Source organism: Vibrio sp. SCSIO 43136 (assembly GCF_023716565.1).
GTDB lineage: Bacteria > Pseudomonadota > Gammaproteobacteria > Enterobacterales > Vibrionaceae > Vibrio.
On the sequence record NZ_CP071849.1, the window covers coordinates 743,847 to 769,267 of the forward strand.

Consider the following 25,421-nt stretch of genomic DNA (forward strand, 5'->3'; position numbering starts at 1 on the left):
GTTCATTAAGGAATCTTCATGTCTCGAAATTTGATTCGCTACGTTTTACTAATACCTGCCATCGTGGTGAGTTGGTATGTTGCCATGTTTGCAGGTTTTATTGTCGCTGACATAGTTGGTGTTTGGGGTGAGCTTATCGCAGGGTTTGTATCTGCATTTACTGTAGTTTGGGTTGGCTACTCAATGGCACCGAACCATAAATTACCAATCGCATTTGGAACATTTTTGCTTGGTGCTGCAATGGCTAGTTACCTGCTGCAATACGCTGTCTATCCAGAGAGCTATCACGAAGTGGCTTATCAGCAGACTTTCCTACCACTGGCTTTGACTCTAATTGGTGGTTTACTAGGGCTGACTACGGTATCGATAAAGCAACATAAAATTAATAAAGAAGTACAAATTGAAGAATAATCATCTAGACTAAAAGTATGAGTTTTCTGCAACGGTTTCTTTTGGGGCTACAAAGTTAGATCTGCATCACATTAAGTGTAAAAGGCCTGCAACTATCAGAGAATACATAATCTTATCTCTAGAAACAGAATGATAGCTTGTTATCATTTAAGGAAATAACACAGTACCGAGAGAGAATTTCGGTCATGATGAGTTTTTTAATACTGTTAACTCAGTTGGTTACGGTTCGAAAAGCTCAGAGGGTAGGTGAATCAGTAGTTCCACAAACTAACCTAACGCTTACTTTCGTTGCCGCCCAAAAGGGCGGCACTTTTTTATCTTTATGCAACTACCACTGCGGTACCACTTGCTGAAACCATCAACATACCGTTATTTGAACCAAGCACTTCGTAATCGATATCTACGCCAACCACAGCGTTGGCACCTAGCTCTAGTGCTTTTTGTGCCAACTCGTTAAGCGCAATCTCTCGAGCTCTTTGCAGTTCAGCTTCGTAAGTGGCAGAGCGACCACCAACAATATCTCGCAGCCCGGCAAACAGGTCTTTGAATACATTCGCACCAAGTATGGCTTCACCCGCTATAACACCTTTGTATTGAGTGATTTTCTTGCCATCAACGCTTTGAGTCGTAGTTACAATCATAATATTTCCTTGTTAATCGATCGGGGCTGCATTTGCAGAGAACTCGGTTCTCAGCCAGTTTCTTAGCTTGAGTACAGATTCGGATTTAAGCAGGCGAGGGGCGCATGCAAAATAAAAATCATGTTCAGGGTTGGTGACAGGGCTACCCAATTCAACCAGCAAACCACTCGCAATGTCATCTCTTACAAACTGGCGGTGGGTGACCAAGATGCCTAGTTTACGAATGGCCGCATGGACACCTTGCACTGAGGTAGAAAAGTTTAGACTCTTTTGCACTTTAGGTACGGTAAGCGATTTGTTGGAGCACCAAATATCCCAATCTGCTTTTCGTCTTGGATTATTGATAAAAATAGCAGGCAGTCGACGCAAAACATCTTCTAATCTCATTCTTGCATCTGCAATGTCCGGGCTGGCGACAAGAATCAATTCATCGTCACTCAGTTTTTCACAGTAGTAGTCTTGCCAGTCATTAGGGTGTCCATGGATGATGGCGGCGTCAATGCCTTGTTGCTCCATGTCAAAACTGCCGACGAGGTTTGAAACCCGTATATCGATCTCAGGGGCGAATGCTTGAAAGTCGGACATGCGAGGTATCCACCAGTGCATGGCAAGTGAGGTGATCATGTTTAAGGTCAGTCGGTTACTGGTATGTTGCTGACGCATTAAACTGGTGGCATCTGATATTTGCTCAAGTGCAGGGGCAACCTTCTTATAATAGGCTTGTCCTTTGGCACTGAGGGTAACATTGCGACCCGAACGCACAAACAGCGGCTGCGCAAGATACTGCTCTAGCGTCTTGATCGATTGGCTTACGGCAGAGTGGCTCACATTAAGCCACTTTGCAGCTTCGGTCATGCTCCCAGTTTCTGCCACGGCGACGAAAGCGTACAGAGATTTTAATGGAATATTCATATGTAAGTTTTTTTAACAGAATGCGTTAACTATAGTCGATATTTTTTTGTGCAACTGCGATCTAGAATTTAAAACAGATTAAGGAGTGCAGTATGTCCAATAATTTTATCGCAACGATGCTGATGTTAGCGTCCACCTTGAGCCTTTCACTAACAGGGGTGTTCGCAAAGTTTCTCAGTGAGGAAATGAGCACTCAGCTTCATGCTTTCATTCGATTTATCTTGCCCGCGTTGGTGCTCATCTTACCCATGGTTCTCAACAGGATATCTCTGCCTCAAGCAGGAATGTGGCGCACCTTGATGATTCGGGCAGCATGCCTTGCCTCGTGCCAAGTCTGTTTTATTCATGCCATCGGCGAACTCACTCTTGTGGAAAGTATTGTCTTGTTTAGTACTGGGCCTCTGTTTATGCCAGTGTTAGAAAAAGTGATATTTGGCAATCAGGTCAAAGCGGTAACACTTGGGTGTTTATTCCTGACCTTTGTCGGGGTGTTATTTCTTGCTGGGGACGTGAGGACAGTTGAGTTGAAACCTGAGTTATTGCTGGGCCTTCTGGCGGGTGTATTTAATGCAGGATCTCAGGTGAGCCTATTTCGTGCTAGTCAATACCAGCTCAGTAGTGTTGCGATTAACTTTTGGTGCTTCCTAATTGCAGCGGTGTTAATGTCACCGATGCTAATGATACTTGAGCTACCTAGCGGGGATTCACTCTTGCTGGACTTTCCATTTGAGCACAGCTTTATCTGGATTATGGCTTTTACAATGACATTAATGATCATTAACACCCAACTATGTCGCTCTAAAGCCTATCGTTTAGTGAGCAGTGGTTCAGCGCTCGCCCCACTGATTTATACCAATCTAGTTTTCTCGCTCATTTGGCAATGGCTGCTATTTGATGAAACGCTGACACCACAAAAATATCTGGGCCTTGCAATCATCGTTTCAGCGACATTAATCAACACCTTTTGGGGAAAGCTATCATTTCGATTTCAACTCAATGTAAACAATAATTCACCTGTAGAAAAACGGCAGTGATATACTCTCTGTCCTAATGATAAATAAGAACAAAGGACACAGGATGCAGTTGTTGGTCGATACCCATACTCATACTTATGCGAGTGGGCATGCTTATAGTACGTTGATAGAGAACGCAAAATCAGCGAAGGAAAATGGGCTTAAGATGTTTTGCACGACAGACCATACCGATTCCATGCCAGGCGCACCGCATTATTGGTTCTTTAGCAACCAACGAGTGCTGCCGCGATTTTTAGAAGGTGTTGCTGTTATTCGTGGTGCTGAGACCAATATTCTTAATATCGAAGGTGAAATCGACTTGCATCCATCCGTGGATCGTAACCTCGACTGGGTGATTGCGAGCTTTCATGAGCCTGTGTACCGCCCTGCCAATAAAGAAACTCATACGGAAACCCTGATCAATGTGATTCAATCGGGCCGAGTCGATGCATTAGGTCATTTGGGTAACCCGAATTTTGACTTCGATTACGAGTTAGTGATAGCTGAAGCGGTTAAACACAATGTCGCGATAGAGCTAAATAACACTTCGCTCACAGGCAACAGTCGTGTGGGAAGCGTGACACGATGCGAAGAAATAGCTCTGACAGCAAAAGCGCTCGGTGCCTTTATTACTACGGGTTCTGATGCACATTTCTGCCATGATTTAGGGAGGTTATCTCTTGTGTCTGGGCTACTTAATAAAGTAAACATACCAACAGATAAAGTGATCACTCATACGCCGAGACAGTTTCTAGATTTTCTTGAACTACGTGGTCGAGCACCAATTGAGGAGTACGCAGAGCTATAGCCTGCGAAGCAAATCGATTAGGTAAGATAAAAGAAAGGAGCGAAAATTCGCTCCTTTTTGCCGTTAAAATTTGTAGAGCACTTTGACATCGCCTGTGAGGTTGGCTTCATCAACATAGCCAATCGCCGCTGGGTTACTGCTGACCTCTGCAATCACAGAAGGGAAGTCTGCCACTTCAATGGGCGCTTCTGCTTTACCTGTAAATACTAAGCGAGACCAAGCCGATTGAAGCTGGCTATCATTTCGGCCTGTCGCTTGGTCGTGGAAGGCCGCTTTATCTGCTGAGCCTGCAGCTAACTCGACAATCTGAGCCTTAGTACCATTTTTCAACTTGGTTTTCTTGCCCATAAATAGCTTTTTCACATCCGCTTTAGACAGTGAATCTACGCCACCAGCGTTACCAATCACGACCATGCCAGCGTTTGCACCGAAAGAGAGGGTTGCTGCTACGAGAAGTGTCATTATCTTTTTCATCGTGATCTCTCCTTAGAATACGAAGTCTAGTGATGCGCCATAAACATAGCTAGAGTCATAGATAGGCTGTCCGGTTGTCGTGTTGAGGTTGCTTGTTAAGCCGCCCGTTGTGTCTTTGTAGTCTACATACGTTGCATCGACTTTAAGAGCCATTGCTTGCGCAAAATCCCAACGGATGCCCAGCGAATAGCTTTGACGTTGGAAGCTTAACGACTGGAATAAAGTGTTTTCACGTTCATCATCATCGCTTGACTTAATGTACCCATAAGAGACATATGGCATCACCTCATCGATACGATAGCCCGCTAGTGCAAACACTGAGTTTACGTCAGGGAAGGTATCCTCTAGTTTCATTTGCATGCCTTCTACAATAAGTAATGCATCGCCGTTATCGTATTGAGCGCCGATTGAGCCAAAGGTGGCTTTCTTGTCATCAAGTAGTAATTGGCCAGTTGTATCACTGCCTGAAAAGCTACTTTGCGCAGTCGCAAATGAGCCACGTAGAGTAATGTCGTCAATGTACCAATGTGCGGTCAAACCAAATAGTTGGTTTAAATCTACCTCACCATAAGTTGAGTCACGTTCTTCTACTTGAGAGATACCAGCAAGAGGCTGTAGTTGAAGAGTTGTTTCGCCGATATCAAATGGGATAAGTAGGTCAGCGCCTGTGTAGTTGTTGACGATGATATGTTCATATACTTCCTGTGATGGACGGATCATCGGGTAGGCGTAACCAAGGTCTAGGTAGTCTGAGTACATGAAGATCGGCGTGCGCATCTTACCTGCACGTGCGGTGACTTGACCCAATTCGTAAGTGACATAAGCCACTTCGATGCTTGGATCGAAATTGTATCGACCATTTGCGACCAGTTGAGTCGTAAATTTAGCGTCATCATTGATGTCGAAATCAAATTGGATACCCGCTTTGGTGCCTCGTTTGGTATCAAAACGTTCGCTGGTATAACCTGCATATCCTGCATCATTGTTTGATTTACCGATAGCAACGGAACCAAATCCGCTGATGCTAATGTCTTCCAAGCCCGCCGCATTGGCGGTGCAAGCGAAACCTACGAGGGCTGCAACCACTGTCTTTTTCATAGTTTCTCCGGTTATTTTATTGTTTTTAGGCGTGACAAAGCCCCGAGCCGCTGCAAGCAGCACTCTATGCAAAGTCACTTTTTCGTATTTTTAACTTACTTTAAACCTGCTGCTGAGCTCAGACAGGTTGGCGGTAATTCGATTGATGTTTTGGGCAACGGCGTCAACTTCAGAAACGCTATTAGCGGTTCCTTGCGCCATTTCTCGAATGTCTTTAAGAAACTCTTCGAGCTTAGCGGATGTTTGTTCTTGCTCTTCTGTAGCAGAGGCGATCATGCTGTTGCCTTGGCTGATCTCCGAGACATCGGTGGTGATTTTGCGTAGGGACTCTTCGGCAATGACGGACGTTTCTACGCAGCTTTCAGCTTTGTTGGCACTTTCAGTAATAATGGAAGAAGCGGTCTTTGCTTGCTCTTGAAGTTGGTGAAGAACGGTTTGAATTTCTTGAGTAGAGGTTTGGGTGCGTGAGGCTAGGGTGCGAACTTCGTCAGCAACGACGGCAAAGCCACGTCCTTGCTCTCCAGCACGAGCCGCTTCAATGGCTGCGTTTAGGGCAAGCAAATTGGTTTGCTCGGCTATTGCGCTGATTGAATCTAGAATCGACCCGGCACTTTGTGTGCTTTCATCAAGCTGTTTAACCACATCCGATGCATTTCTTACGTCGCCTGTTAGCTCTTTGATGGCGTCGATGGTTTTTTGAACTTGTTGTTCACCTTGGTGTGCTTGCTGTTTGGCACTGCTGGCAAACTCTGAGTTGTCGTTGGCACTTTGAGAAACACTTCTTGCCGATTCAAAAAGCTGACTGAGTGAGTGAGAAACTTCTTCAATTGCATTGTGCTGCTCAACAGACATGCTCTGGGTTGATTGGCTGTTATCCACCAATGTTGTAGAAATGGTTTGCAGATCACCCACGTTAGAGATGGTGTTATTAACGTTTCCAGCCAATTGTTCGACGAATGAGTTAAAATCTTCGACCAACGGTTTTAGTTCATCATTTCTTTCATGTACCAGTCGAGCGGTTAGGTCACCGTCACCTTCTGCAATGTCATGCATCTTATCGCTAATCGCACGTATGTCTTTACGTATGCCGCGAATTACAATCCACGCTACTAACGCAATAATAAGCAGTGCGACGGCACTGAGCGTATTCATATAGCCACTCGCCATTTTGTTACTGCCTTCGAGATCTGTTACCGAAATCTCGAAATCCTTTTTTCGTGCATCGCTAAATAGCTGAGCTTCTTCAATTAAAGTTTTAAGGATCTGGTTGCTTTGCGCTGCTAGCTTTCCTGCTTCACCGAGGCTAATCTCTTCATCGATCATTCCCTGTGCAATTCGATAAGCCAGCTCAAAGTACTCGGTTGAGCCCTTTTCTAAAGGAGTGATTTTGTCAGTGAGGTTTGGGAGCAGTTGTTTCTGGAGAGTAAAGTTTTGGATGATTTGGTCGAAGGTTTCTCTGTTTAACTCGAGTAACTCTTCGTCACCAATGGTTACTGCTAAGTTGAACCTCTCGGCAAGTTGTTCAATAAGAACACGGTTTACCGACGCTGAGTTCATCACCGGATAGAGCACTTTTTCGATATCACTTACTTGGTGGGTATTCGCTCTAAGCGCAGTAGCACCAACATATACAACACTTATAAAACCAATCAAAGAGATGAGGCAGAGGGCAATTATCCGATTTTTTATAGACAGCGACAGCATAAAGAACCTATGTAATTATTTTGTTAATTTTTATAGATATTAAAGTTAGTGTAATCGCACTATTGATACATTAAAAAGCAGGAGAAGTAGTTTTTGTGATAGAAGTCCGACCAGTTAGTTTAAAAACGCAAAAAGTCGCCTCCAATCACAAAAGCTGCAATTGGAGCTGATGGGGAGCTGGAAGTTGTAGATGTTGAGCTTTAGGTGTAATTAAACCTGATACAACTCTAGAGGTAAGTCATCTGGGTCTTTGAAAAAGGTAAACGCTTTTCCAGTTAATTCATCGATGCGAATTGGCTCTACGTCAATACCTTGTGCTTCTAGGTAAGCTTTAAACTGTTCGACGCTGTCGACTTGAAAGGCGAGGTGACGAAGTCCCTGAGCTTCTGGGCGTGATGGCCGTGATGGCGGGTTTGGAAAAGAAAAAAGTTCTATTTGCGCACCGTCTGGAAGGCGTAAATCAAGTTTGTAGGAATCTCTGGCTTCTCGGTAGGTTTCCTCAATGATATCCAACTTCAACACTTCAGTATAGAAGCGCTTAGATACCCCATAATCTGAGGCGATAATGGCGACGTGATGAATTCCTTTTAGCACCGAAAGCTCCTTGTTCTAATTGGTCAGTTTTTCATTGAAGTAGTCGATAAAAGCCCGTAGCCGTGCTGGCATGTACTTGGTCTGGGCATATTGCATGGCAACAGCTCCATGATAGTTACTCTTTATGGTCCAATCTTCAAGGACTGGGATCACGCTGCCTTGTGTCAGTGCGTTTTTGATGACGAAGTCATGAAAGATCCCAATGCCTAAGCCATCTAACACCCCTTTCAATCGTAATTGAGATTGATTGACGGCGTAGCGTCCGCTGACTTCTATGGTGTGGAGCTCTTCATCCTTAATAAATTCCCACTGGTTATCGTTGCTTTGCTCTGCGAGGTACAGACATTGATGATCAAGTAAATCTTGTGGATGAGTGGGCAAACCATGGGTTTGTGCATACTCAGGACTGGCACACAAAACTAAATCAGTTTTGCTAATTTCCTTCATGATTAAATTTTCATCCGGTGTATCGGTGAGCATAAAAGCCACGTCAATGCGCTGTTGGAAAAGGTCAATATGCCCATCGACCGCTCTTAGCTTAAGCTCGAGTTCTGGGTAGCGAGTTAAAAAAGGCAGGATATGAGGCTGAAGTACCGAGTTTAGAAACGCCTCTGGTGCCGCTACGGTAATGGAACCTGATACTTCATCGTGGTCCATTTGAGACATTTCAACCGCCTGTTTAGCGGCATTGAACATTACTAAGCTCTGATCGTAAATCTTTTGCCCAGTTTGGGTGATTTGCAGCCGTCTTGTCGTGCGCTCAAACAGCTTGACTGAAAGTGATTGTTCAAGTCGCGAGATAAGTTTGCTTAAAGCGGATGGTGTCACATTGAGTTGTTTTGCCGCCGCCGTAAAACTGCCTTGATCTACGACTACAATAAATGAGGCGAGATCAGGCAGCAGCGGGATCAGTTGGTTGTCTTGCATAGGATCGAGGTGCTTTGTTGGATTAAACCCCATTATAGCGTCAAATATGTGAACTTGATGCACTTTTAATCATTATTTGTGCCTTAGATTCATTAATGTTTTTCCTAACAGGGCGCTAATCTAAACATAATAGATGGATTAGTATTTGGTTAAATCATATAGAGAACCAATGGGCTGTAACCCTTGGTGCACAAGTAACCAATAAAAAGGATCGAGATATGTCTTCTGCCTTTTACAACCAAATTCAGAACCAGCTTGAAGAAGTAAAACAAGAGGGTTTGTACAAATCAGAGCGAGTGATCACTTCACAACAGCAAGCGGCGGTTGCCATCTCTACTGGCCAAGAAGTATTAAACTTCTGTGCAAATAACTACCTAGGCTTGGCGAATCACCCTGCGTTGATTGAAGCAGGCAAAGCAGGTATGGACAGCAACGGCTTCGGCATGGCGTCAGTACGCTTTATCTGTGGTACCCAAGATATTCATAAAGAGCTTGAGCAAAAGCTGTCTACCTTCCTAGGTAAAGAAGACACGATTCTTTACACCTCTTGTTTCGATGCGAATACAGGTTTGTTCGAAACCATCCTTGGTAAAGAAGACGCAATCATTTCTGATGCACTTAACCACGCCTCAATCATTGATGGTGTCCGTCTTTGTAAAGCGATGCGTTACCGCTACGCAAACAATGATATGGCTGAGCTAGAAGCACAACTTATTGCTGCAACTGAAGCTGGTGCTCGTCACAAGCTGATTGTGACTGACGGTGTGTTCTCTATGGATGGTGTGGTTGCTAACCTGCCAGCAATTTGTGACCTTGCTGATAAGTACGATGCACTGGTTATGGTCGATGACTCGCACGCAGTAGGTTTCATGGGCGAAACCGGCGCAGGTACACCTGAATTCCATGACGTGGTTGATCGCATTGATATCATTACAGGTACTCTTGGTAAAGCGATGGGTGGCGCATCAGGCGGTTACACATCTGGTAAGAAAGAGGTGATTGATTGGTTACGTCAACGCTCTCGTCCATACTTGTTCTCTAACTCTGTCGCTCCTGCGATCGTTAATGCTTCTATCCGTGTATTGGATCTGCTCCAAGAAAGTGGCGAGCTACGTACTCACCTTTGGGAAAACGCTGCGCACTTCCGTACTCGTATGAGTGAAGCTGGCTTTACCTTAGCTGGTGCAGATCATGCCATTATTCCAATCATGCTGGGTGATGCAAAAGTTGCTGCTGAGTTTGCCGAGCGTGCACTAGAGAAAGGTATTTATGTGGTTGGATTCTCTTTCCCTGTTGTACCTAAAGGCCAAGCGCGTATTCGTACGCAAATGTCTGCAGCACATAGCCGTGAACAACTAGATCGTGCTATCGATGTATTTATCGAAGTGGGCACCGACATGGGAGTGATCAGCTAATGAAAATTAAAGCACTCGCAAAACTTAAGCCTGAAGAAGGCATTTGGATGACAGAAGTGGACAAGCCTGAGCTTGGCCACAATGACATCCTGATCAAAATTAAAAAGACAGCGATTTGTGGTACTGACGTTCACATCTACAACTGGGACGAATGGTCACAAAACACCATTCCTGTACCTATGGTTGTAGGTCATGAATACGTGGGTGAAGTGGTTGGTATTGGCCAAGAAGTACGCGGCTTTGAAATTGGCGACCGCGTCTCAGGCGAAGGTCACATCACCTGTGGTCACTGTCGTAACTGCCGTGGCGGTCGAACTCACTTATGCCGTAATACGGTTGGTGTGGGTGTAAACCGCACGGGTGCTTTCTCTGAGTACCTAGTGATCCCAGCGTTCAATGCTTTCAAGATCCCAGCTGAGATCTCAGATGATCTTGCCTCTATTTTTGACCCGTTTGGCAATGCTGTACACACAGCGCTGTCATTTGACCTTGTGGGTGAAGATGTATTGATCACAGGCGCAGGCCCAATCGGCATTATGGCGGCAGCGGTAGCAAAACACGTAGGCGCACGCCACGTTGTTATCACTGATGTAAACGAATACCGTTTAGAGCTGGCAGAAAAGATGGGCGTGACACGCGCCGTTAACGTTGCTAAGCAAGACCTAAAAGAAGTCATGGCTGAGCTAGGTATGACCGAGGGTTTCGACGTTGGCCTAGAAATGTCAGGCGTTCAATCGGCATTTAGCTCAATGCTAGAAACAATGAACCACGGTGGCCGTATCGCACTGCTAGGCATTCCACCATCGGACATGGGTATTGATTGGAACCAAGTGATCTTCAAAGGTCTAGTGATCAAAGGCATTTACGGCCGAGAAATGTTCGAGACTTGGTACAAGATGGCATCTTTGATTCAATCAGGCTTGGATTTGACGCCAATTATCACTCACCACTTCAAAGTTGATGACTTTGAAAAAGGCTTTGAGGCTATGCGTAGCGGGGCTTCTGGTAAAGTGATACTTGATTGGGAATAGTTCTATTGGGTCTAAGGTAGTAAGCCTTACTTTGTGTGATTGCACTGTTTGCTTATACAGTGAAATGGACAATGCGGGACTAGATAAGCATCTAGAATGACCCAATAAAGACCCAAGGCCAAGAATGAAAATGACCCAAAATCTTTGGGTCATTTTCATATCTAACTAATTGTTGTTAATGAATAAATTTATCAATTTACAACACGCAACTGTACACTGGACTCCTTCCTAACCTTCTCCAATTCGCCCCAAGCACGATCGGACTCTTTCTTATTAGACTCCTTCAGCCACTTACCATAGATTTTTGCAACCATCGTAATATCAGAGTGCCCCATTTGCTGAGCCAGGTAACTGACATTCACATTTGCATGAGTGATCATCCAACTGGCGTAGGTGTGCCTCAATTGGTACTGGCAACGGTGCTCAACATCAACCCTATCGGTTAAGTTCTTCCAGATTCGGCTTAACCCACGTTTCCCATAATAATCAAACTCACTGCCTTTCTGCTTTCTAACCACTTTCGGATTAAACACAAATCGAATCTTATCCTTACGAACGCCTTTGTCCGGCAATTCTATATCGTAAACCTTAGGCTCGAAGAAGTAGGTAAGGTGCCTTTGAGCTTTAAGTGCTTCAACCACTGGCTCTAGCATATCTACGAAACGCTCCTTATCTGTCTTGGTGGTTTTAAGCCCTCGATCTTCATAGGTAGAACGGCGAATATGCATGGTTCGATTTTCAAAGTCGATATCTTCCCATGCCAGGGCGCAGGCCTCTCCACTTCGTAACCCCGAGTAGGCTAAGAGTGTCAGCAGGTTTCTGTGCTGTAGCTGGTGGCTCGCTCGTAAAACAGTCTCAAACTCTTCCATTGAGAACGGGTTGATATCGGGCTCACTCTCTTTCACTCGCTTAAGGATATGAGAGTGGTCTCGATCGATATACTCCATCTCGAACAGCCACTTGATGAAAGCTTTAACCGTTACTATGTTTCGGTTGATGGTTCGTCCACTTCGACCTTTCACCAGCTCATTACGGTAGCTAACAAGAGAGCGGGGAGAAATAGTGTCGCAACGTCGATTCTCTCCGTATATTTCTAGGAAATCCCTTATAACCCAAGAATATCGTTTGAATGTGGATCGCCTTACATCATGCTCAAGGTCTTTAAGGTACTTTTCTGAAAGGTGCTTCATGGTAAGCGCAATCGGCTTACCACTGGCGTGTTTAGAATTGGGGAAATGAGCAGCGTAATTAAATGTACCCATTTCAATTTCGTATTTGATGGTTTGCAGTTTGAGTTCTGCAAACCTTACATTCTGCTTAGTCTGGGGAATACCAAGCGTTTCTCGTTTTCTTTCACCATTGTAAGTGAAGGATATTCTGATGCTGTTCCCGTGGGGTACAACTCCCTTTGGGTAATCTTCTTTTGTTAATGGGGCTGTTCTCGGTGCCATCTATTCCATTCCTCAATATCTACCATCCACCTACCGTCAACCTTCTTCATCACATAGGAAGGGTACTTGCCCCTTTGAGCTCGTTTACGGAGGGTTTCTTCTTCAATGCCAATGCAATTGGCGGCTGTTCTTAGGTAAACGACTTCGAATCCTAGGCTGCTCATAAATAACCTCTCACAGCAGTAATAAACTCAGCCGTAACCTTTAGGTAAGTGATTCTGGCTGAAATAGAGTTGAAAATAATGCCCCATCGCTGGCCAATGGGGCAGGGCAAACGCTATTGGGTAGCAGCGTTCTCTTTGGCCTCAATGATTCGAGCGTCCCAATCGAGGCCGATCATCGTAGAGGTATCTTTAGCAGCATCATGCAAAGCGTGGTGTTTGATAAAGCCTTCTGGGTTCTTACCACTCACGTATCCGTTGCGAGTATTAGCTAACGTATCAATCACGGTACGAACACAACGGAAGCGGTTGTAGCTCCAAGGCGCTTTAAGATTAGCTTGCTCGTAAGCATCATCTAAAATGCCGCCATCAAAGTCATATCCACGGCAGAAGGCTTGGCCACCATCTTTTTTAAGAGGTTTTACCCACTTCATTAAATGGTCTTGAACCATCTGCAGTGCATCAACCAGCGAAACATCATCATGGCTAGGCTCTAAAACATGCTGCGCTGCTTCACCTTGCTGTTCCCACCACTCGACAGTTCCGGAAGAAGCACTACGAATAGCGAATTGAGACTCCAAATCTAGCTTGATGTACAGGCTACTCTCACGATTACATAGCTCTTCAAAGCTAACGCACTCACCCCAATTGAAAGGAACGATGCCGATGCTAAGGATCTTAGCGTTGTTAGTTGTATCTAGGGTTTCTAGGTCGATAGTTACGTTTTCAAAAATGTGCTGTGACATCGTCACTCCTTAACTTTGTTCACTTAAATCGTACGATGATAGACATTTGGCAGTCTTTAATGGTGCTGCGAAATATGAAAAAGGTATCCAGAAACTCATCTCGCTGCTTGCCACGTGGGTAGTTCATTGACTCACGCATAAGAGACTTATTTAGCTTGATTGGTCTGCCTCGTTTGGTTCCCTGCCTAATTGCATCTTTGATGTTGCTTGGTAACTCTCGCATCTCACATCTTCTCACTAGCTTCATCAGCAAACTCATTCAAAAGCTTCTGAGTAATTGGTGTTGTTGCTGGGATGCGTTTGGTAACACCCCAGCCGTTCTCTAGGTTTTCGGTCTTGATTAGCTTGAGGTCAACGGCTTTGGCCGTTGGGAATTCATTGGTTGGGTAATGCCAATACTCATCGCCAATCGTTACGTGTCCGTGTTTTGTTTTGTAGATTGCAGTCATAGTTATCAATCAAACCCTACGTAGATACTCTCACCGTACTCATCATCCAATTCGGTAATCACTGTTCCAGCGCAGTAGAGTTTGTATAGGTAGCCAGAAACACCATAACCATGAGTAGCACCAGTAATGCACCCGCTGATAGTGCGATTATCCTCGTTGATATAACCTATCGTGTAGTTACGCTTGTTATCCTGGCTGTGGTTATATAGGGTTACTTTGACTTTTTTCCAGTCATACTCTGGATGGGTTGCAGTAATACATATGGTGTTTTCACGAGAATCCCATTCGACCTCGATTTCCTCATGTCCGTTATTCCTCGCATCATCTTCCCAGTGCCTGCCAATTGTCGCGAGCAGTTCTCCAGCAGAGATGACCTTAGGAGCTGGAGCCAATTTCTCGTCCAAAATTGACTTAACCTGTTCCTTGGCGTGAGCATTTAGACCTTCTGCATAACTCTCCAAGATGGTATCTGCGATAAACTTGTTGTACTCAGGTAGGCTGACTTTGCTTAGGCTTGCGTTTAGAGACTCATCTACCTTACTTCGAATACCTTTCCCAAAATCACCATAAGAGCGCATAGAGTCGCTGATCACATCTTGAATTGTGCTTTGCAGCTTGTTTTTAATCATCTCTTCAACAGTGCCATCTTCAATCATTGCAGCGATCTGATTGGACACGATATCTTGCAGTTCTTTCATAGCTTTGAATTCCTTACTCGTTTAATCACAGGCTAAAACCCTCATCACAAAAGGCTTTAGGCTGCGCCCTCTGAGAGGGTTTGCCCGTTCCTATCCTTGGTTACTACATCCATGAACAGTCACTACCGGTCACCGTCTTAGAGTTTTTTTGGCTCAGAGACCAATGGATCAAGACGCTCCGGTGCGGATGGTTATTAGCCCCACCGATCCGCTGGGGTCTCCTATGTAATTCTGGTTCTATAAGTAAACTTATGCTCAAAGTATGGAAAGGATATTAAGTTAACTTATATTTGGTTGGCAAGTGTTTTTGTTAAGTAAACTTATATTTTTTCTCCGAGCATAAAAAAAACCGCCCAGTTGTACTGAGCGGTTTTGATGGGAGAGGCTTATTAGCAGTCTACTGGTGCAAGCGATCAAAATCGTCTTTATCACCCAGAAGATCGATATAGAGTTTCAGACCTCCTCGGTCTCCAACCCATGCGCTCTTAGCTCGCACTAAGAGTTGGTTGTGCAGACCAAGAGACACTATTTTTTTGGCAAGATCTCTTGGGATAAATCCTAGGTGATGTTCTTTCTTTGAAAGTATCCCATCTATCTCAGCCATTACCATAATCGCATTGGAATCATGATCATTATATGGGTCATGGCGCAGGAAGAGCTTTGACTCAGGGTTAGCAATGAATGTGCGCACGGCGCTTTTTCTGTAACCAGTACCTGCTACTTCCATCTCGTGGAAAAAGATACGAAAGCCCTTTGGTATAGTGTTCTTGTATCTATGGTTCCCTGCCGAAACTTCACCGCCAAATGAACTTGTGGACTGACTACTTGACGAATTACGCTTAAACAGCCAAACAAAGAATAGTAGCGCTGCGATGATTATGAAGACATTATCAGTGGAGTCCTTTAGGACAACGTCTTTTAAAATTAATAAAATAACAATTGCAATGTAGCCGTAAAATAGCTTTTTAATAAAACTGAATAGTGTTGACATCTTCTAGCCTACTTATACACGCTATCAAAGTTAGTTTCTTGAATTGAACCATCCGATAAGCCTTTAAGTAAGGATTTCAGTTTGTTAGCGTTGTCTTTGTCGTAATAGTGCTCTCCTTCAAGACAAATCATTGAAGAACAGAATGAAATAGAAAGGTAGTGGTTAGTAGAGTTTCCACTGTGGAACTCGAACTTCAAGTTGCCAGAATGCCAGCTAGGTGCTGAGCCTATTTCTTTGGTAAACGCATCTTGTCGCTCAATGGCCAGTTCTTCCCACTCAAAGTACTTATCTATGAATGAAATGTACTGATCTACTTGAAAGCTACTAAAGCGGAGGAATGAACCATATTGGTTGCTGCCATATGTATCCATCTCAACAAGTAGAACTTTTTCGGTTCCACCGTTCTCTGATTGAGTAGACACATATGTAGGACGAGCCATGAAACGGTTGGCGATAGAGTTGTACTCTACAGTTTTTAAAGAGGTGGTAACTCTTGTAGGTTCGGTCATAGTTTGACAGCCTGTCATAGCTAGCGCTGCCGTGGCAGATAACACTGCCAATAACTTTTTCATTTGGTACTCCAAGGGCGTAGTTAAAAATCATATACGTCCTTGTAAGTTAATGAATATCCTTATCTCAATTTCCATTTAGCATCGATAACGACGCCAACAATTTTACAATCACCATTAATAGGCATTGGTTGATATATAGGGTTAGGGTTTAGGGGCTTAAGGAACTTGAGGCCAGCCTCTAAAATCAGTTGTTTGAACGTCACTTCATTTACGCTTTTTAACTTAGCTACAACAAATGATTTATTTATAGCTTCGACCTCTGGATCGACAAGAATATACATCCCGTCAGGAAAACTAAGTCCTGAAGGTGTTGTCATCGAGTCTCCAATAACCTTTACCCAGAATGAGTTTTCGCTAGCACGTTCGGTGGTTTCTAGATATTCATCTACAGCTGATAAGTGGTACGGCTCTACAGCTTCCATCCAGGCACCAGCAGAGACCATGCTAATAACAGGAAACGCAGTGTTGTTGGAGCAAACTTGTGACTCAACAGGAACAATATTACTAGTTATTTCTCGCTCACCTTGCCCTGTCTTCAACCAGTTCGGGTTAACTCTTAGGACCTCACAAACTGCAATCAAATCTTTAGGTTTGTTTTCATCCCTTTCCCAGAAAACAACAGATGTAGCAGAAACTCCAACACGCTTGGCTAGTTCTTGCTGACTTAGTTTTAGTTCCTTTCGAACACGGCGAATACGTTCGCCAATAGTCTCTTTGCTCATGTTAGTTATCTTACATGGTGTTGACATAAGTTTACTTACATGACCTAATAGTAAGGAAACTTAGTAATGAGATTGAATTTATGACTGGATCACTACCCCGAATCGAAATGAAAGAAGCAATTGCATATTTTGGTACCAAGCAAAAAATTGCTGATGAACTTGGTATCAGTCATGCAGCTGTGAGCCAGTGGGGGGAGTACGTAGCCAAAAGCCGTACATATCAGCTTCACATGTTGATGAACACAAAAGACTTTCAAAACGCCATGGGGAAGCAAGTAAACCAAAGCTGTGAGAAATGATCATGCCCCATCAAACCCAAGTAGGGCGAAACCACCATTTTCTATCAGGAGTTATGCGCTTCAAGAAAGCTAACTCTGTACGAGCGTTAGCTCTAAGGCTTGGTTACTCAGAGCGTGAGTATGAAAACAGGGTCAAGGCAAAGTTCACCATCAACCGAACAGAAGAGCGAATGAACGTGGCGGACTTGGTGGGCTTCACCAAGGCGTCTCGGGATTACTCAATGGTGTATGGCATCTGTAGCGAGGTTGGGTTAACCCAGCCAGTGCCAGTGGACTTAAACGCCAACACCAACTTAAACACAGAATTTTTAGTAGCCGCCAAGGCCTTTGGCCAGCTAGCGGAGCAACTCAACATGCCGACCATCTCACAGAACGGTGTGGTGCGCTTAACTCAATCGGTTCAAGCGCTGGTGGCCTCGGCCATGACGATTGGCTATGCAGCAGAAAACAGATTTGGCGGTTTGAGTATGGCCGTCACCTTTGGGGATATAGCAGTAGGAACAGTGATATGAAAATTGACCAAACATTAGAAACGATTGGGCAGCTGGTGGACATTTGGCGCAGTTCAATTGCGCTCGAGCAGAACGAAACAATCAGAAAGGAAATGGAGTTAGATGCGCTAAAGGCAATTGGTAGCAAGTGTGAACAGCATCTTGAGCACGACAAACTCAAGAAATGAAAAAGCCATCGCAGAGCGGCAACTCTATAGGCGATGGCTTCAACAACAACTCTATAGGAAAGAGTATTGATGCGAAGAGTACCAGAAAAATTCAAACATTCAATCATTAAGTCAGTAGTGGCTGGTGATCAGTATTTTTATTTCTTACGGACAAAAAACGGCTTGGCGGAGATTTCACGCCAAGCCGTGGTAAAGCTAGTGGAGGGCAATCAGTGAAACTACTTTCGAGGCAGATCACCTGCCAGCCAAGCCATTACAGCTTCAAACTTAGTGAGTTGAACAACGTCATCATAGCTACCTTGCATGATACAAGCCCGATTGAAAGCGGGGTCTTTGAAAGTGCCAAGGATTTCGCTAGTCCCTTTGGTCAGTTCTGCGTAAGCAAGCGAGAGGCTTTCATCAGTGTGCTGAGACTGATTGATTTTAAGTTGGCCAAGGACTTCCACTTGTTGTTTAGCGATTGCAGCTCGTCCTGCTGGGTTATAGATCAAGGCGATTATGGTCAGCAACGAGATGAATGCGCCGTAGAGCCAGTATCCGCTGACATCGGCAAACACCATGGAGCCGAGAAACACTTGGAGCAAAGCAATGATGTTGTTTGCCCTGGTGTAGAAGTTCCGATGGTAAAGCTCGAGGGTGTAGGCGTAATTGATATCAAATTCTACTTCGTGGCGTTCCATGGTTTTCGTCCTATTTCGGTGGTGGCGTTGGGCGAGGCCTTGGTGGTTGATAGTCTCTTCGCTCTCCGCATGAATTTATATATTTCATTTTTCTTCCATTTTTTTAGTTACTTAGTGGCGGCTCCATTCTATCGGTTGCTTAGTGGCATAACAACCAATGGAACCCAGTTTGCTTGGCCTGGGAATCAAAGCCAAGCACCACTCATGGAGGGCGAGTTATGTGCATTCACCAACGTATTGAGCAAGTGAATCGACTGCGTAAAAAGTCGGTCAATGATGATCAGTTCTTGGAGCAGGCTTCTGAGCACCAGAAGGCGATTGAACAGAGCAAACCCGCCAGTTCTCCGGCAAAGAGTCGCTGCACGTTCAGTAAATGGGCTGGTGGCAGATGAATAAATACAGAATAAGAAAGGAAGCTAAGCAGTGTCAGTAAAAATTATGGGCTACGTCTGGGATATACCCACGTTTAAGGGTTCAGACAAGTTGATCATGTTGTGCTTGGCAGACTTCTGTAATGACAAGGGCTTTTGTTGGCCGTCTATTGAAACCATTGCAAGAAAGTCAGGCGTATCCGTTAGTACCGTGAAAGCGGTACTTAAAAAGCTCGTAGAGGCGAAGTGGCTAACTAAGAAAAATCAGTTCAAACAGGTTCGTGGAAAGACAGTGCGAGCAAGTAACCAATACCAGCTTCATGTTGGCAAGTTACGTGTTGAATCGTTCAAGTATGCAGAGCCAGAAGAGGATCTAGATAGTGAACAGCCAGATTTAGAACGTTCAGATTTAGAACAGGCAGAATACCCCCATTTCAACGGCCAGAATCTGGCTGAGGGTAGGGCAGAATCCGCCTATAAACCATCAATAGATCCACCAATAGATCCATCAAGATCTATACCCCCTAAATCCCCCAAGGGGGACAAGGTGCCTTATGAGCAAATTCAAGAGCTATACAACGAGATCCTTGGGCAGCGTTTAACCCACTGCAAGGAGCTAAGTTCTTACCGCAAGCGTCAGGTTAGAAAATTCTGGACTGAACTGGGTGAGCAGACTCTCGATGCGGTACGCAAATACTTCGAGAAGTTCAACCGTGAAGCTGGTGAGTTCTACTTTGGGGAAAACGATCGAGGCTGGAAGGCTGACTTTTCGTACTTGATGCGCCTTGAAGTTTTGGTGAGAACCCGTGAGGGGAATCTTGGAGGCAAGGTGGTGCGACTGGCACCAGCTCAATCCAAACCGCAGGAAAAGCTTTGCCCTTCAGAGCGTTTCAGGGCTCAGCTACGAGAGCAGGGTCGCCCTGTGAATTTCTGATGGAGAGGTTTGAAATGAACTTTGGGAGAGGGAGAGATGGCAAGTGAAACGGAACTTCTTTCGCTCATGCGAACTAGGCAGCGCCTCTGGTTGCCTATTGAGTTAGCCGCAGAGCTGAGCATTCAAGTTATGGAGCTGGTAAGCCTCATCAAGAAGGTGAACCGCAAGAAGCTGGTGATAGTCACTGAGAATAACCGACTCACTGGTTTTACGAACAAATTTAGGATTAAGGATTGAAGGGATGGTGATCATTAGAGTGTTGCCAAACAGTAAGGCAGTTGATGCGTTGTGTATTTGCTACGAGAACAAGCGAGTGTATACCCATGAAGGTAAGCAGTATTTCGTTAAGTCTTTGGATGTTGAAGGACGAGGGCGCTCAACACGTTTGAAAGCAGAACTGGAGCTAGTGTGGTGATGGGTAAGGTTTTAGTTCTTCAATCATTTCCTCAGCCTGAACTTGGTTTGATGATGCTTAAGCCTGGTACCAAGTTGCTTGGTGAGTTCTCGGAAAAGCTTTCTGGTAACCGAGTGTTAATTGCTCCTGTTCCTGAGCACATGGCTCACATCCCAAGTGGTGTGGTGGATGAGTCTCCGCTGGTATCGATACAGAACTCACTGGTGGAGGATGAGCGTTTGCTTCCGTTCTTCACCAATGAGGACGTTAACAAGCGTTTGGGGGATGACTTTAAGTTTTGGCTTGAGCGCATTAACCATTGTCAGGTGTCCCAGGGCGATTACTGTCACAAGGAACTAACTATTTGTTCGTACGAACAAGGTGCAGTGAGAGCTTGCTGGACACACGACAACAAAGAACGTGAGAACCCAAGCGAGCAGGGCAAACGCATTGCCAAGAATAACCTAATGGTTTGGGCGATTGAGCGTGTAACTAGCCAGCTTCGCTTTGACCGGCACCACCAGTTAACCATTCCGGAACTGTGCTGGTGGGCGATAAGAAACGGAGTTTACGAACAGTTGCCAAGCCAGCTGCTAGACGAACTCTTTCAAAAAGAGACAAGAACGGTGCATCACCATCGTATTAAGTCAGTCGAGAAAGATGATCGTTTCATGGTCCCACCAACAGAGCAGTTAGCGAAATTGGCCAAGCCGGTACTAAAGCTCGATATCGACGACGATCCACCAGCAATGTACATGGCCAAGCCAAAGCCAATCCGCTGGGAGTCAGCCAAGTATTTGGCATTTGTTCGTAAGTTGCCTTGTCGGGTATGCAGAAAAACTGCAGGAATCGCTCACCACTTGATTGGCCATGGTGAGGGGAGGATGGGCAGTAAAGCCTCTGATTTGTTTGTATTTCCTTTGTGCCACGACCACCACCAGGAACTGCACCGCAGTGTGGATGAGTGGGAGCATGTACACGGTTGTCAGTTGTGGCATGTGAAAGAGACGCAGAAGAAAGCGTTGGAAGTAGGGGGATTGGGCTGATGTCGGATAAGAAGTTTGTAGGGCTATCGCTAGTTATCCTTGGTTTCATCTATGGAGCTATTCGAGTTGAAACGGTAAGTGCTGGCGGTGGAACTGGATATGCAGTGATTGCAGGGCTGTTGTCACTGGGTGCGCTGGTGGCGCTGTTTTTGGATTTACGTTGAAAGCTGTAACGGTTTTCAAGATTAGAGGGGGATTTTTTCCATGGCTCAAGTTAAAGCTGAGATTAAAGACGATAAGCTCGTTGTTGAAATACCTGCTGAGTATCTTAAGCGTGCCTTTTTGTTGGGAGTTACTACTAATAATTGTGGTCGAGTTACTGATCAAAAGGCGATGCTAAAGCACTTTAGCCGCGAGTTTACATCTGGGATAGATGACGACCAGTTTGGGCGTTTTATTGATGTAGTTTGCTCAGAGGCCATTGAGAACGGTGAGCTTTTTGTTGAGCCTGATGAAGATGAAATTGAATAGGGGGAATTTTCACCGTGATTGAAGCCAAAGAACGCTACGTTTCTTCCGTATTGGTAAAGAGGTACATCGAAGAAAACTCTGCTGTTCCACTTAAAGATATGACTGGTGTTGATGCCGTTGAGTTCGTATTCGGTAGTCGTGAGGATGACTACTGCAGTGAGTTTAAGATTGTAAATACAAGATGGAAGCCAGAGCAAAGATGGTGGCATCGACTAAACATGTTCTGGGCTTATCCACTTACTCTTATTTGTGCTCCATACCAGTACGTTAAATCTGGTGAAACTGGGTGGAGTGATGAAACAAAATTTGGTCGATTTATGCTTAAAGCATGCGGCTTCAGATAACTTATAGGGATTTTATGACTGTTTGGGATTATCTGCTTCTAGGGATGGCAGCACTAGCAGGAGTATTAGTTTCGGCGTTTGGTGTATGGACATATATCGATACGAAGAGGAAGTTTCTTAGCAACGGAAACCACAACGAGTGAACATGCAAAGGATCATCCAATTCACAACGATCTCTGCTTGGATGATGGGAATCGTCATTGCAGGAAGTCCAATGAGTGGACTAGTTGCCTACATGTTTCCACCATGGGCTTGGTACTTGGTTCTAGAGCACGTGGCCCGTTCTATAGGATGGAAGTGATTATGTCTAAGCAACAACAGTTATCCATTTTGGATATCGACAAGGGCAACTTCGGCCATGGGGGCAAAAGACAAGGTTCTGGCCGCCATAAGCGAGAAGAAACCAAGGTCATGCGGATTCCAGCTGGGCTGGTGGCGGATGTAGAGCAGATAATTAGGAAATATCGTAGTAGCTAACATGTGTCACTACTAATTTTTATAGTCTATCGGCACTTTCCCGTACAAAACTGTTTGACAAACATGTACCCAATACACGAAACTACATTTGTACGGGGAAACACCGTAAGTAAAATTATAAAGTAATATTTCTATTTTGAGCCATAAAAGTGGCTCTATTGTTGTTAGGTTTAAAATGTTCTTCATGTCAGGTAGAGGTCAACAATGTCGAAAGACTTGTTGAGTGTAAAATGGTTGCATTGAAAAAAGAGAGAGTTGAATTTCGTCTGTCGGAGTGTGAAAAAAGCGCACTAGAGGAAGCCGCACTAATATCGAATACAACAGTTAGTAAGTTTGTGTCTGAAACAGTATCTGGTCGAGTTAAGGCTGTTATTGAGGAGCATAAGCGTTTAAAAATAGAAGCAGAGCAGTGGGATGCTGTTATGAATGCTCTAGAAAACCCGCCAGAGCCAACGCCGCTTATGGAGGAAATTATCGGAATGTCCACGGAGGAAACTTGGACGGTCAAGATCAACAAGTAGTAGTCGAGCGCTTCGACCCAGAAGCGCTTTATGATTTCAGTGAATTTGATTGCGGGGTCGATAATCTAAACGACTACCTATCAAAAAATATTCGAAAAGAGTATGAGAGAAAGATATCGATCCCTCATATGTGTGTGGTCCCTGGCAAGTCACCCGAAGACCCAAAGCGAGTTCTGGGTTACTTCACGCTATCTAGCAGCTCATTTGATAAGGAGCACCTATCTAATAGCGAGAGGCGCAAGTCTCCATACCGCTCGTTTCCGTGTATTTTGCTGAGCAAACTGGCGGTTTGTAAGAGTGCCCAAGGACAGGGTTTAGGTAAGTATCTTTTGGGGCGGGCGATTAGACAGGCGTATTTATCATCAAGAGATGTAGCTGTGTACGCTTTGTTCCTGAAGGCTCGTGAAGGGAAAGAGGATTTTTACCTAAAAGCGGGAATGATTCGCTCAAAGGCTCAACCGGATATGTTCATCATGTCCCTTGAGCAGTATGAGAAGGGGCTGCGAAAACAGCTCAAATCAAACTAGTTATTAGTGTTATTGATTGTGGCTGAGGCCGCACACCAAAAATGGCCTCACTTTCAGAGCCCCATGATGGGGCTTTGTTGTATCTGAAAGTAAAATCATGGATTTATAAATGAAAAATATGTTTCGCAGCTTTAAAAAGTTGAATGATGAAGAGCTGAAAGAGCTTTGGGAAAAAGCTGTATTTGTATTTGATACTAACGTTCTTCATGGAGTCTATCGATATCAATCAAGTACGTGCCAAGAGGTACTCGATCTTATGGAGCGATTAAAAGATAGAATTTGGATTCCACACCATGTAGTACTGGAATACCACCGTAATCGACAAGCTGTTATTAATGGTCAACATAATAAATTTAGCGAGACAAAAAAGGCGGTCAAAAAAGCAGTCCATACGTTAACTGAAGATCTTGCTAAGCTCCAGTTGAAAAAAAGACATAGTCAAATCAATCCGGACCCTTTGCTTGACGGGATTGAGAAGCTAACAAAAGAGTACTTTGAGGAGCTGGACGTTCAAGAGAAAACGTGTCTAAAAGTTGAGTCTGAAGACCATCTGTTAGAGCGCATTAGTAATCTCCTAGATAGTCGAGTGGGCAAGCCACCTGAAGATAAAGATATTGCTGATATCATGAACGAAGGTAAAAAACGATATGCGGCCAAGCTTCCTCCAGGTTATAAGGATGCTAACAAAGAGAAAGAGGCTGATAATAAGTACTCATACGGCGGCGTAGCTTACGAACGACAGTATGGTGATCTTATTGTGTGGAAACAATTGATTGCTTATGCAAAAGAAACCAACAAAACACACCTTATTTTTGTTACAGATGATAATAAAGAAGATTGGTGGCAGATTGTACAAGGTAAAACAGTTGGTTTTCGCAGTGAATTACTTGATGAAGTTTATACTGAAACTGATTTAGAGGTATTTAATGCATATTCGCTGGGTAGCTTTTTGGCTAATGCAAAGCAGTTTTTGCCTGAAAGTAAGGCTGTTTCAGATGACGCTATCGTTGAAGTAAAAGAAGCTGCAGACTTGATTAATTATAATCCGAACATGGGAGATGAGGTGCCAAGCTGTGATCATTTTATTTCCAATAACTCTCGTCTTGAATGGAACCAAGTAGTTAGCAATGCATTAGAAAAGTATTGGGCCTCAAAACGCACTCTGAGTTACGAGTCACCAGCGGCTAAAGAACTACGCAGAGATTTAGTAAAGAATTCTTTGTTGACAGATGATGCGATTACTAATATCAAGAATCTTAATGAGCAACAAAACATCCGCCATCAACGCAACCTCAGAGATGCTATTGATAGCCTACGCTATTACTGTGATGACTTTGACACTGATTTGAATGAAGACTTGGATAGTGATTCGGACAAAGACTAACTAGATTTGAAGTGTAGCCTGGTAAGTATAACGCTGGGCTACACTAAACTAACCACATTATTCCTCCCATCAGAGTCAGCATACTTGATCAGGTAGTGCCGAATCTCCCCATCAAACAGCAGTAGATACACTTTCCCCTCTAAGAACGTACCCACCACATAGTGGTCTCTTGGGACCTGGTACCTAACATCAATACCCATATCGTCAATGCAAAGCCCTCGAACATCGAATACTTTGAGGCGACGTAGGCCAACTACGTTTTCTGCAGATAGAAACCCGCCAAAAGGTAGATAGGTAAACTGGCCAGCTTTGAGTGGTACCGTAACTTTGCCTGAATTTCTTTTGTGATTATTGAGCCCACCGTTTGCACCCATCCGATCGATTCTGGCGCCATTGATAACTTGAATAGTGCGGTACATAACCACCTCGCACAATTGAAACTGTATATTTGTACAGTATAATGATTGGGTGCGTAA

At 44.4% G+C, this 25,421-nt stretch carries 36 protein-coding genes; 19 read left to right on the forward strand and 17 right to left on the reverse strand.

Features of this window, described 5'->3' with window-relative positions:
* The first annotated feature begins 18 nt into the window (after nucleotides 1-18).
* Nucleotides 19-411, forward strand: a complete 393-nt coding sequence (locus J4N39_RS18075; protein WP_252026524.1) for a hypothetical protein — start codon at nucleotides 19-21, stop codon at nucleotides 409-411.
* Between the two features lie 320 nt (nucleotides 412-731).
* On the opposite strand, the gene J4N39_RS18080 is transcribed toward J4N39_RS18075, so the two are convergent.
* Entirely contained in the window at nucleotides 732-1,052 is a 321-nt protein-coding gene (locus J4N39_RS18080; protein WP_252026526.1) for a heavy metal-binding domain-containing protein, read from the reverse strand.
* A 12-nt stretch (nucleotides 1,053-1,064) separates the two neighbouring features.
* Nucleotides 1,065-1,964, reverse strand: coding sequence for a LysR substrate-binding domain-containing protein (locus J4N39_RS18085; RefSeq protein ID WP_252026528.1), 900 nt, complete (start codon nucleotides 1,962-1,964; stop codon nucleotides 1,065-1,067).
* Nucleotides 1,965-2,056: 92 nt separating this feature from the next.
* Between J4N39_RS18085 and J4N39_RS18090 the strand changes: the two genes are divergently transcribed.
* A complete protein-coding gene (locus J4N39_RS18090; protein WP_252026530.1) occupies nucleotides 2,057-2,998 on the forward strand; it encodes a DMT family transporter in 942 nt (313 codons plus the stop codon).
* Nucleotides 2,999-3,041: 43 nt separating this feature from the next.
* Nucleotides 3,042-3,785, forward strand: coding sequence for a phosphatase (locus J4N39_RS18095; protein ID WP_252026533.1), 744 nt, complete (start codon nucleotides 3,042-3,044; stop codon nucleotides 3,783-3,785).
* Nucleotides 3,786-3,848: 63 nt separating this feature from the next.
* On the opposite strand, the gene J4N39_RS18100 is transcribed toward J4N39_RS18095, so the two are convergent.
* The 5 genes from J4N39_RS18100 to J4N39_RS18120 all read right to left on the reverse strand — a co-directional run bounded on the left by J4N39_RS18100 (nucleotide 3,849) and on the right by J4N39_RS18120 (nucleotide 8,582).
* Nucleotides 3,849-4,259, reverse strand: coding sequence for a type 2 periplasmic-binding domain-containing protein (locus J4N39_RS18100; RefSeq protein ID WP_252026535.1), 411 nt, complete (start codon nucleotides 4,257-4,259; stop codon nucleotides 3,849-3,851).
* A gap of 12 nt (nucleotides 4,260-4,271) precedes the next feature.
* Entirely contained in the window at nucleotides 4,272-5,357 is a 1,086-nt protein-coding gene (locus tag J4N39_RS18105; protein WP_252026537.1) for a hypothetical protein, read from the reverse strand.
* A gap of 90 nt (nucleotides 5,358-5,447) precedes the next feature.
* On the reverse strand, nucleotides 5,448-6,914 hold the full coding sequence (locus tag J4N39_RS18110; RefSeq protein WP_252026946.1) for a methyl-accepting chemotaxis protein: 1,467 nt from the start codon (nucleotides 6,912-6,914) through the stop codon (nucleotides 5,448-5,450).
* A gap of 357 nt (nucleotides 6,915-7,271) precedes the next feature.
* Entirely contained in the window at nucleotides 7,272-7,655 is a 384-nt protein-coding gene (gene gloA2, locus J4N39_RS18115) for an SMU1112c/YaeR family gloxylase I-like metalloprotein (protein ID WP_252026539.1), read from the reverse strand.
* Nucleotides 7,656-7,670: 15 nt separating this feature from the next.
* On the reverse strand, nucleotides 7,671-8,582 hold the full coding sequence (locus J4N39_RS18120; protein ID WP_252026542.1) for a LysR family transcriptional regulator: 912 nt from the start codon (nucleotides 8,580-8,582) through the stop codon (nucleotides 7,671-7,673).
* A 218-nt stretch (nucleotides 8,583-8,800) separates the two neighbouring features.
* Between J4N39_RS18120 and J4N39_RS18125 the strand changes: the two genes are divergently transcribed.
* Both J4N39_RS18125 and tdh read left to right on the forward strand, forming a co-directional pair.
* Complete coding sequence (locus tag J4N39_RS18125; RefSeq protein WP_252026544.1) at nucleotides 8,801-9,997, forward strand: glycine C-acetyltransferase; 1,197 nt, start codon at nucleotides 8,801-8,803, stop codon at nucleotides 9,995-9,997.
* The gene (tdh, locus tag J4N39_RS18130; protein WP_252026546.1) at nucleotides 9,997-11,028 is read left to right on the forward strand and encodes an L-threonine 3-dehydrogenase; all 1,032 of its coding nucleotides are present in this window, start codon (nucleotides 9,997-9,999) and stop codon (nucleotides 11,026-11,028) included. Before J4N39_RS18125 ends, tdh begins: the two co-directional genes overlap by 1 nt.
* 191 nt (nucleotides 11,029-11,219) lie before the next feature.
* Here the strand turns inward: tdh and J4N39_RS18135 are convergent, their stop codons facing one another.
* The 8 genes from J4N39_RS18135 to J4N39_RS18170 form a co-directional block, all read right to left on the reverse strand.
* Nucleotides 11,220-12,479, reverse strand: coding sequence for a tyrosine-type recombinase/integrase (locus J4N39_RS18135; RefSeq protein ID WP_252026548.1), 1,260 nt, complete (start codon nucleotides 12,477-12,479; stop codon nucleotides 11,220-11,222).
* Between the two features lie 277 nt (nucleotides 12,480-12,756).
* Nucleotides 12,757-13,386 carry a 3'-5' exoribonuclease domain-containing protein gene (locus tag J4N39_RS18140; RefSeq protein WP_252026550.1) on the reverse strand — a complete coding sequence of 210 codons (630 nt, stop codon included), beginning with the start codon at nucleotides 13,384-13,386 and terminating at the stop codon, nucleotides 12,757-12,759.
* Nucleotides 13,387-13,405: 19 nt separating this feature from the next.
* Complete coding sequence (locus J4N39_RS18145; protein ID WP_252026552.1) at nucleotides 13,406-13,633, reverse strand: hypothetical protein; 228 nt, start codon at nucleotides 13,631-13,633, stop codon at nucleotides 13,406-13,408.
* Nucleotides 13,611-13,835, reverse strand: a complete 225-nt coding sequence (locus J4N39_RS18150; RefSeq protein WP_252026554.1) for a hypothetical protein — start codon at nucleotides 13,833-13,835, stop codon at nucleotides 13,611-13,613. The genes J4N39_RS18145 and J4N39_RS18150 overlap by 23 nt, the downstream gene beginning before the upstream one ends.
* 5 nt (nucleotides 13,836-13,840) lie before the next feature.
* Entirely contained in the window at nucleotides 13,841-14,533 is a 693-nt protein-coding gene (locus J4N39_RS18155; RefSeq protein WP_252026556.1) for a hypothetical protein, read from the reverse strand.
* 397 nt (nucleotides 14,534-14,930) lie between these two features.
* Nucleotides 14,931-15,524, reverse strand: coding sequence for an HIRAN domain-containing protein (locus tag J4N39_RS18160; RefSeq protein ID WP_252026558.1), 594 nt, complete (start codon nucleotides 15,522-15,524; stop codon nucleotides 14,931-14,933).
* An 8-nt stretch (nucleotides 15,525-15,532) separates the two neighbouring features.
* Entirely contained in the window at nucleotides 15,533-16,096 is a 564-nt protein-coding gene (locus J4N39_RS18165; RefSeq protein WP_252026560.1) for a hypothetical protein, read from the reverse strand.
* Nucleotides 16,097-16,155: 59 nt separating this feature from the next.
* Nucleotides 16,156-16,818: a LexA family protein gene (locus J4N39_RS18170; RefSeq protein WP_252026562.1), complete on the reverse strand. Its 663-nt coding sequence runs from the start codon at nucleotides 16,816-16,818 to the stop codon at nucleotides 16,156-16,158.
* Between the two features lie 80 nt (nucleotides 16,819-16,898).
* Between J4N39_RS18170 and J4N39_RS18175 the strand changes: the two genes are divergently transcribed.
* The 3 genes from J4N39_RS18175 to J4N39_RS18185 are packed head-to-tail and all read left to right on the forward strand — an operon-like array spanning nucleotide 16,899 to nucleotide 17,796.
* Nucleotides 16,899-17,117: a Cro/CI family transcriptional regulator gene (locus J4N39_RS18175; protein ID WP_252026564.1), complete on the forward strand. Its 219-nt coding sequence runs from the start codon at nucleotides 16,899-16,901 to the stop codon at nucleotides 17,115-17,117.
* Between the two features lie 53 nt (nucleotides 17,118-17,170).
* A complete protein-coding gene (locus J4N39_RS18180; RefSeq protein ID WP_252026566.1) occupies nucleotides 17,171-17,629 on the forward strand; it encodes a phage regulatory CII family protein in 459 nt (152 codons plus the stop codon).
* Nucleotides 17,626-17,796: a hypothetical protein gene (locus J4N39_RS18185; protein WP_252026568.1), complete on the forward strand. Its 171-nt coding sequence runs from the start codon at nucleotides 17,626-17,628 to the stop codon at nucleotides 17,794-17,796. Before J4N39_RS18180 ends, J4N39_RS18185 begins: the two co-directional genes overlap by 4 nt.
* Before the next feature lie 218 nt (nucleotides 17,797-18,014).
* Here the strand turns inward: J4N39_RS18185 and J4N39_RS18190 are convergent, their stop codons facing one another.
* On the reverse strand, nucleotides 18,015-18,476 hold the full coding sequence (locus J4N39_RS18190; protein WP_252026570.1) for a hypothetical protein: 462 nt from the start codon (nucleotides 18,474-18,476) through the stop codon (nucleotides 18,015-18,017).
* Nucleotides 18,477-18,694: 218 nt separating this feature from the next.
* Between J4N39_RS18190 and J4N39_RS18195 the strand changes: the two genes are divergently transcribed.
* The 11 genes from J4N39_RS18195 (at nucleotide 18,695) to J4N39_RS18245 (ending at nucleotide 24,945) form a co-directional block, all read left to right on the forward strand.
* A complete protein-coding gene (locus J4N39_RS18195; RefSeq protein WP_252026572.1) occupies nucleotides 18,695-18,868 on the forward strand; it encodes a hypothetical protein in 174 nt (57 codons plus the stop codon).
* Between the two features lie 31 nt (nucleotides 18,869-18,899).
* Nucleotides 18,900-19,781: a helix-turn-helix domain-containing protein gene (locus tag J4N39_RS18200; RefSeq protein ID WP_252026574.1), complete on the forward strand. Its 882-nt coding sequence runs from the start codon at nucleotides 18,900-18,902 to the stop codon at nucleotides 19,779-19,781.
* 241 nt (nucleotides 19,782-20,022) lie between these two features.
* On the forward strand, nucleotides 20,023-20,196 hold the full coding sequence (locus J4N39_RS18205) for a hypothetical protein (protein ID WP_252026576.1): 174 nt from the start codon (nucleotides 20,023-20,025) through the stop codon (nucleotides 20,194-20,196).
* The gene (locus tag J4N39_RS18210) at nucleotides 20,196-21,221 is read left to right on the forward strand and encodes a DUF968 domain-containing protein (RefSeq protein ID WP_252026578.1); all 1,026 of its coding nucleotides are present in this window, start codon (nucleotides 20,196-20,198) and stop codon (nucleotides 21,219-21,221) included. Before J4N39_RS18205 ends, J4N39_RS18210 begins: the two co-directional genes overlap by 1 nt.
* On the forward strand, nucleotides 21,221-21,385 hold the full coding sequence (locus J4N39_RS18215; RefSeq protein ID WP_252026580.1) for a hypothetical protein: 165 nt from the start codon (nucleotides 21,221-21,223) through the stop codon (nucleotides 21,383-21,385). Before J4N39_RS18210 ends, J4N39_RS18215 begins: the two co-directional genes overlap by 1 nt.
* Nucleotides 21,386-21,425: 40 nt before the next feature.
* On the forward strand, nucleotides 21,426-21,692 hold the full coding sequence (locus J4N39_RS18220) for a hypothetical protein (protein ID WP_252026582.1): 267 nt from the start codon (nucleotides 21,426-21,428) through the stop codon (nucleotides 21,690-21,692).
* A gap of 14 nt (nucleotides 21,693-21,706) precedes the next feature.
* A complete protein-coding gene (locus J4N39_RS18225) occupies nucleotides 21,707-22,036 on the forward strand; it encodes a hypothetical protein (protein WP_252026584.1) in 330 nt (109 codons plus the stop codon).
* A gap of 303 nt (nucleotides 22,037-22,339) precedes the next feature.
* Entirely contained in the window at nucleotides 22,340-22,513 is a 174-nt protein-coding gene (locus J4N39_RS18230) for a hypothetical protein (RefSeq protein WP_252026586.1), read from the forward strand.
* Between the two features lie 230 nt (nucleotides 22,514-22,743).
* Nucleotides 22,744-23,034, forward strand: coding sequence for a type II toxin-antitoxin system TacA family antitoxin (locus J4N39_RS18235; RefSeq protein ID WP_252026588.1), 291 nt, complete (start codon nucleotides 22,744-22,746; stop codon nucleotides 23,032-23,034).
* Entirely contained in the window at nucleotides 23,010-23,561 is a 552-nt protein-coding gene (locus J4N39_RS18240) for a GNAT family N-acetyltransferase (protein WP_252026590.1), read from the forward strand. Before J4N39_RS18235 ends, J4N39_RS18240 begins: the two co-directional genes overlap by 25 nt.
* A 109-nt stretch (nucleotides 23,562-23,670) precedes the next feature.
* Complete coding sequence (locus J4N39_RS18245; protein WP_252026592.1) at nucleotides 23,671-24,945, forward strand: PIN domain-containing protein; 1,275 nt, start codon at nucleotides 23,671-23,673, stop codon at nucleotides 24,943-24,945.
* A gap of 38 nt (nucleotides 24,946-24,983) precedes the next feature.
* Here the strand turns inward: J4N39_RS18245 and J4N39_RS18250 are convergent, their stop codons facing one another.
* Complete coding sequence (locus tag J4N39_RS18250; protein ID WP_252026594.1) at nucleotides 24,984-25,364, reverse strand: hypothetical protein; 381 nt, start codon at nucleotides 25,362-25,364, stop codon at nucleotides 24,984-24,986.
* Between the last annotated feature and the right edge of the window lie 57 nt (nucleotides 25,365-25,421).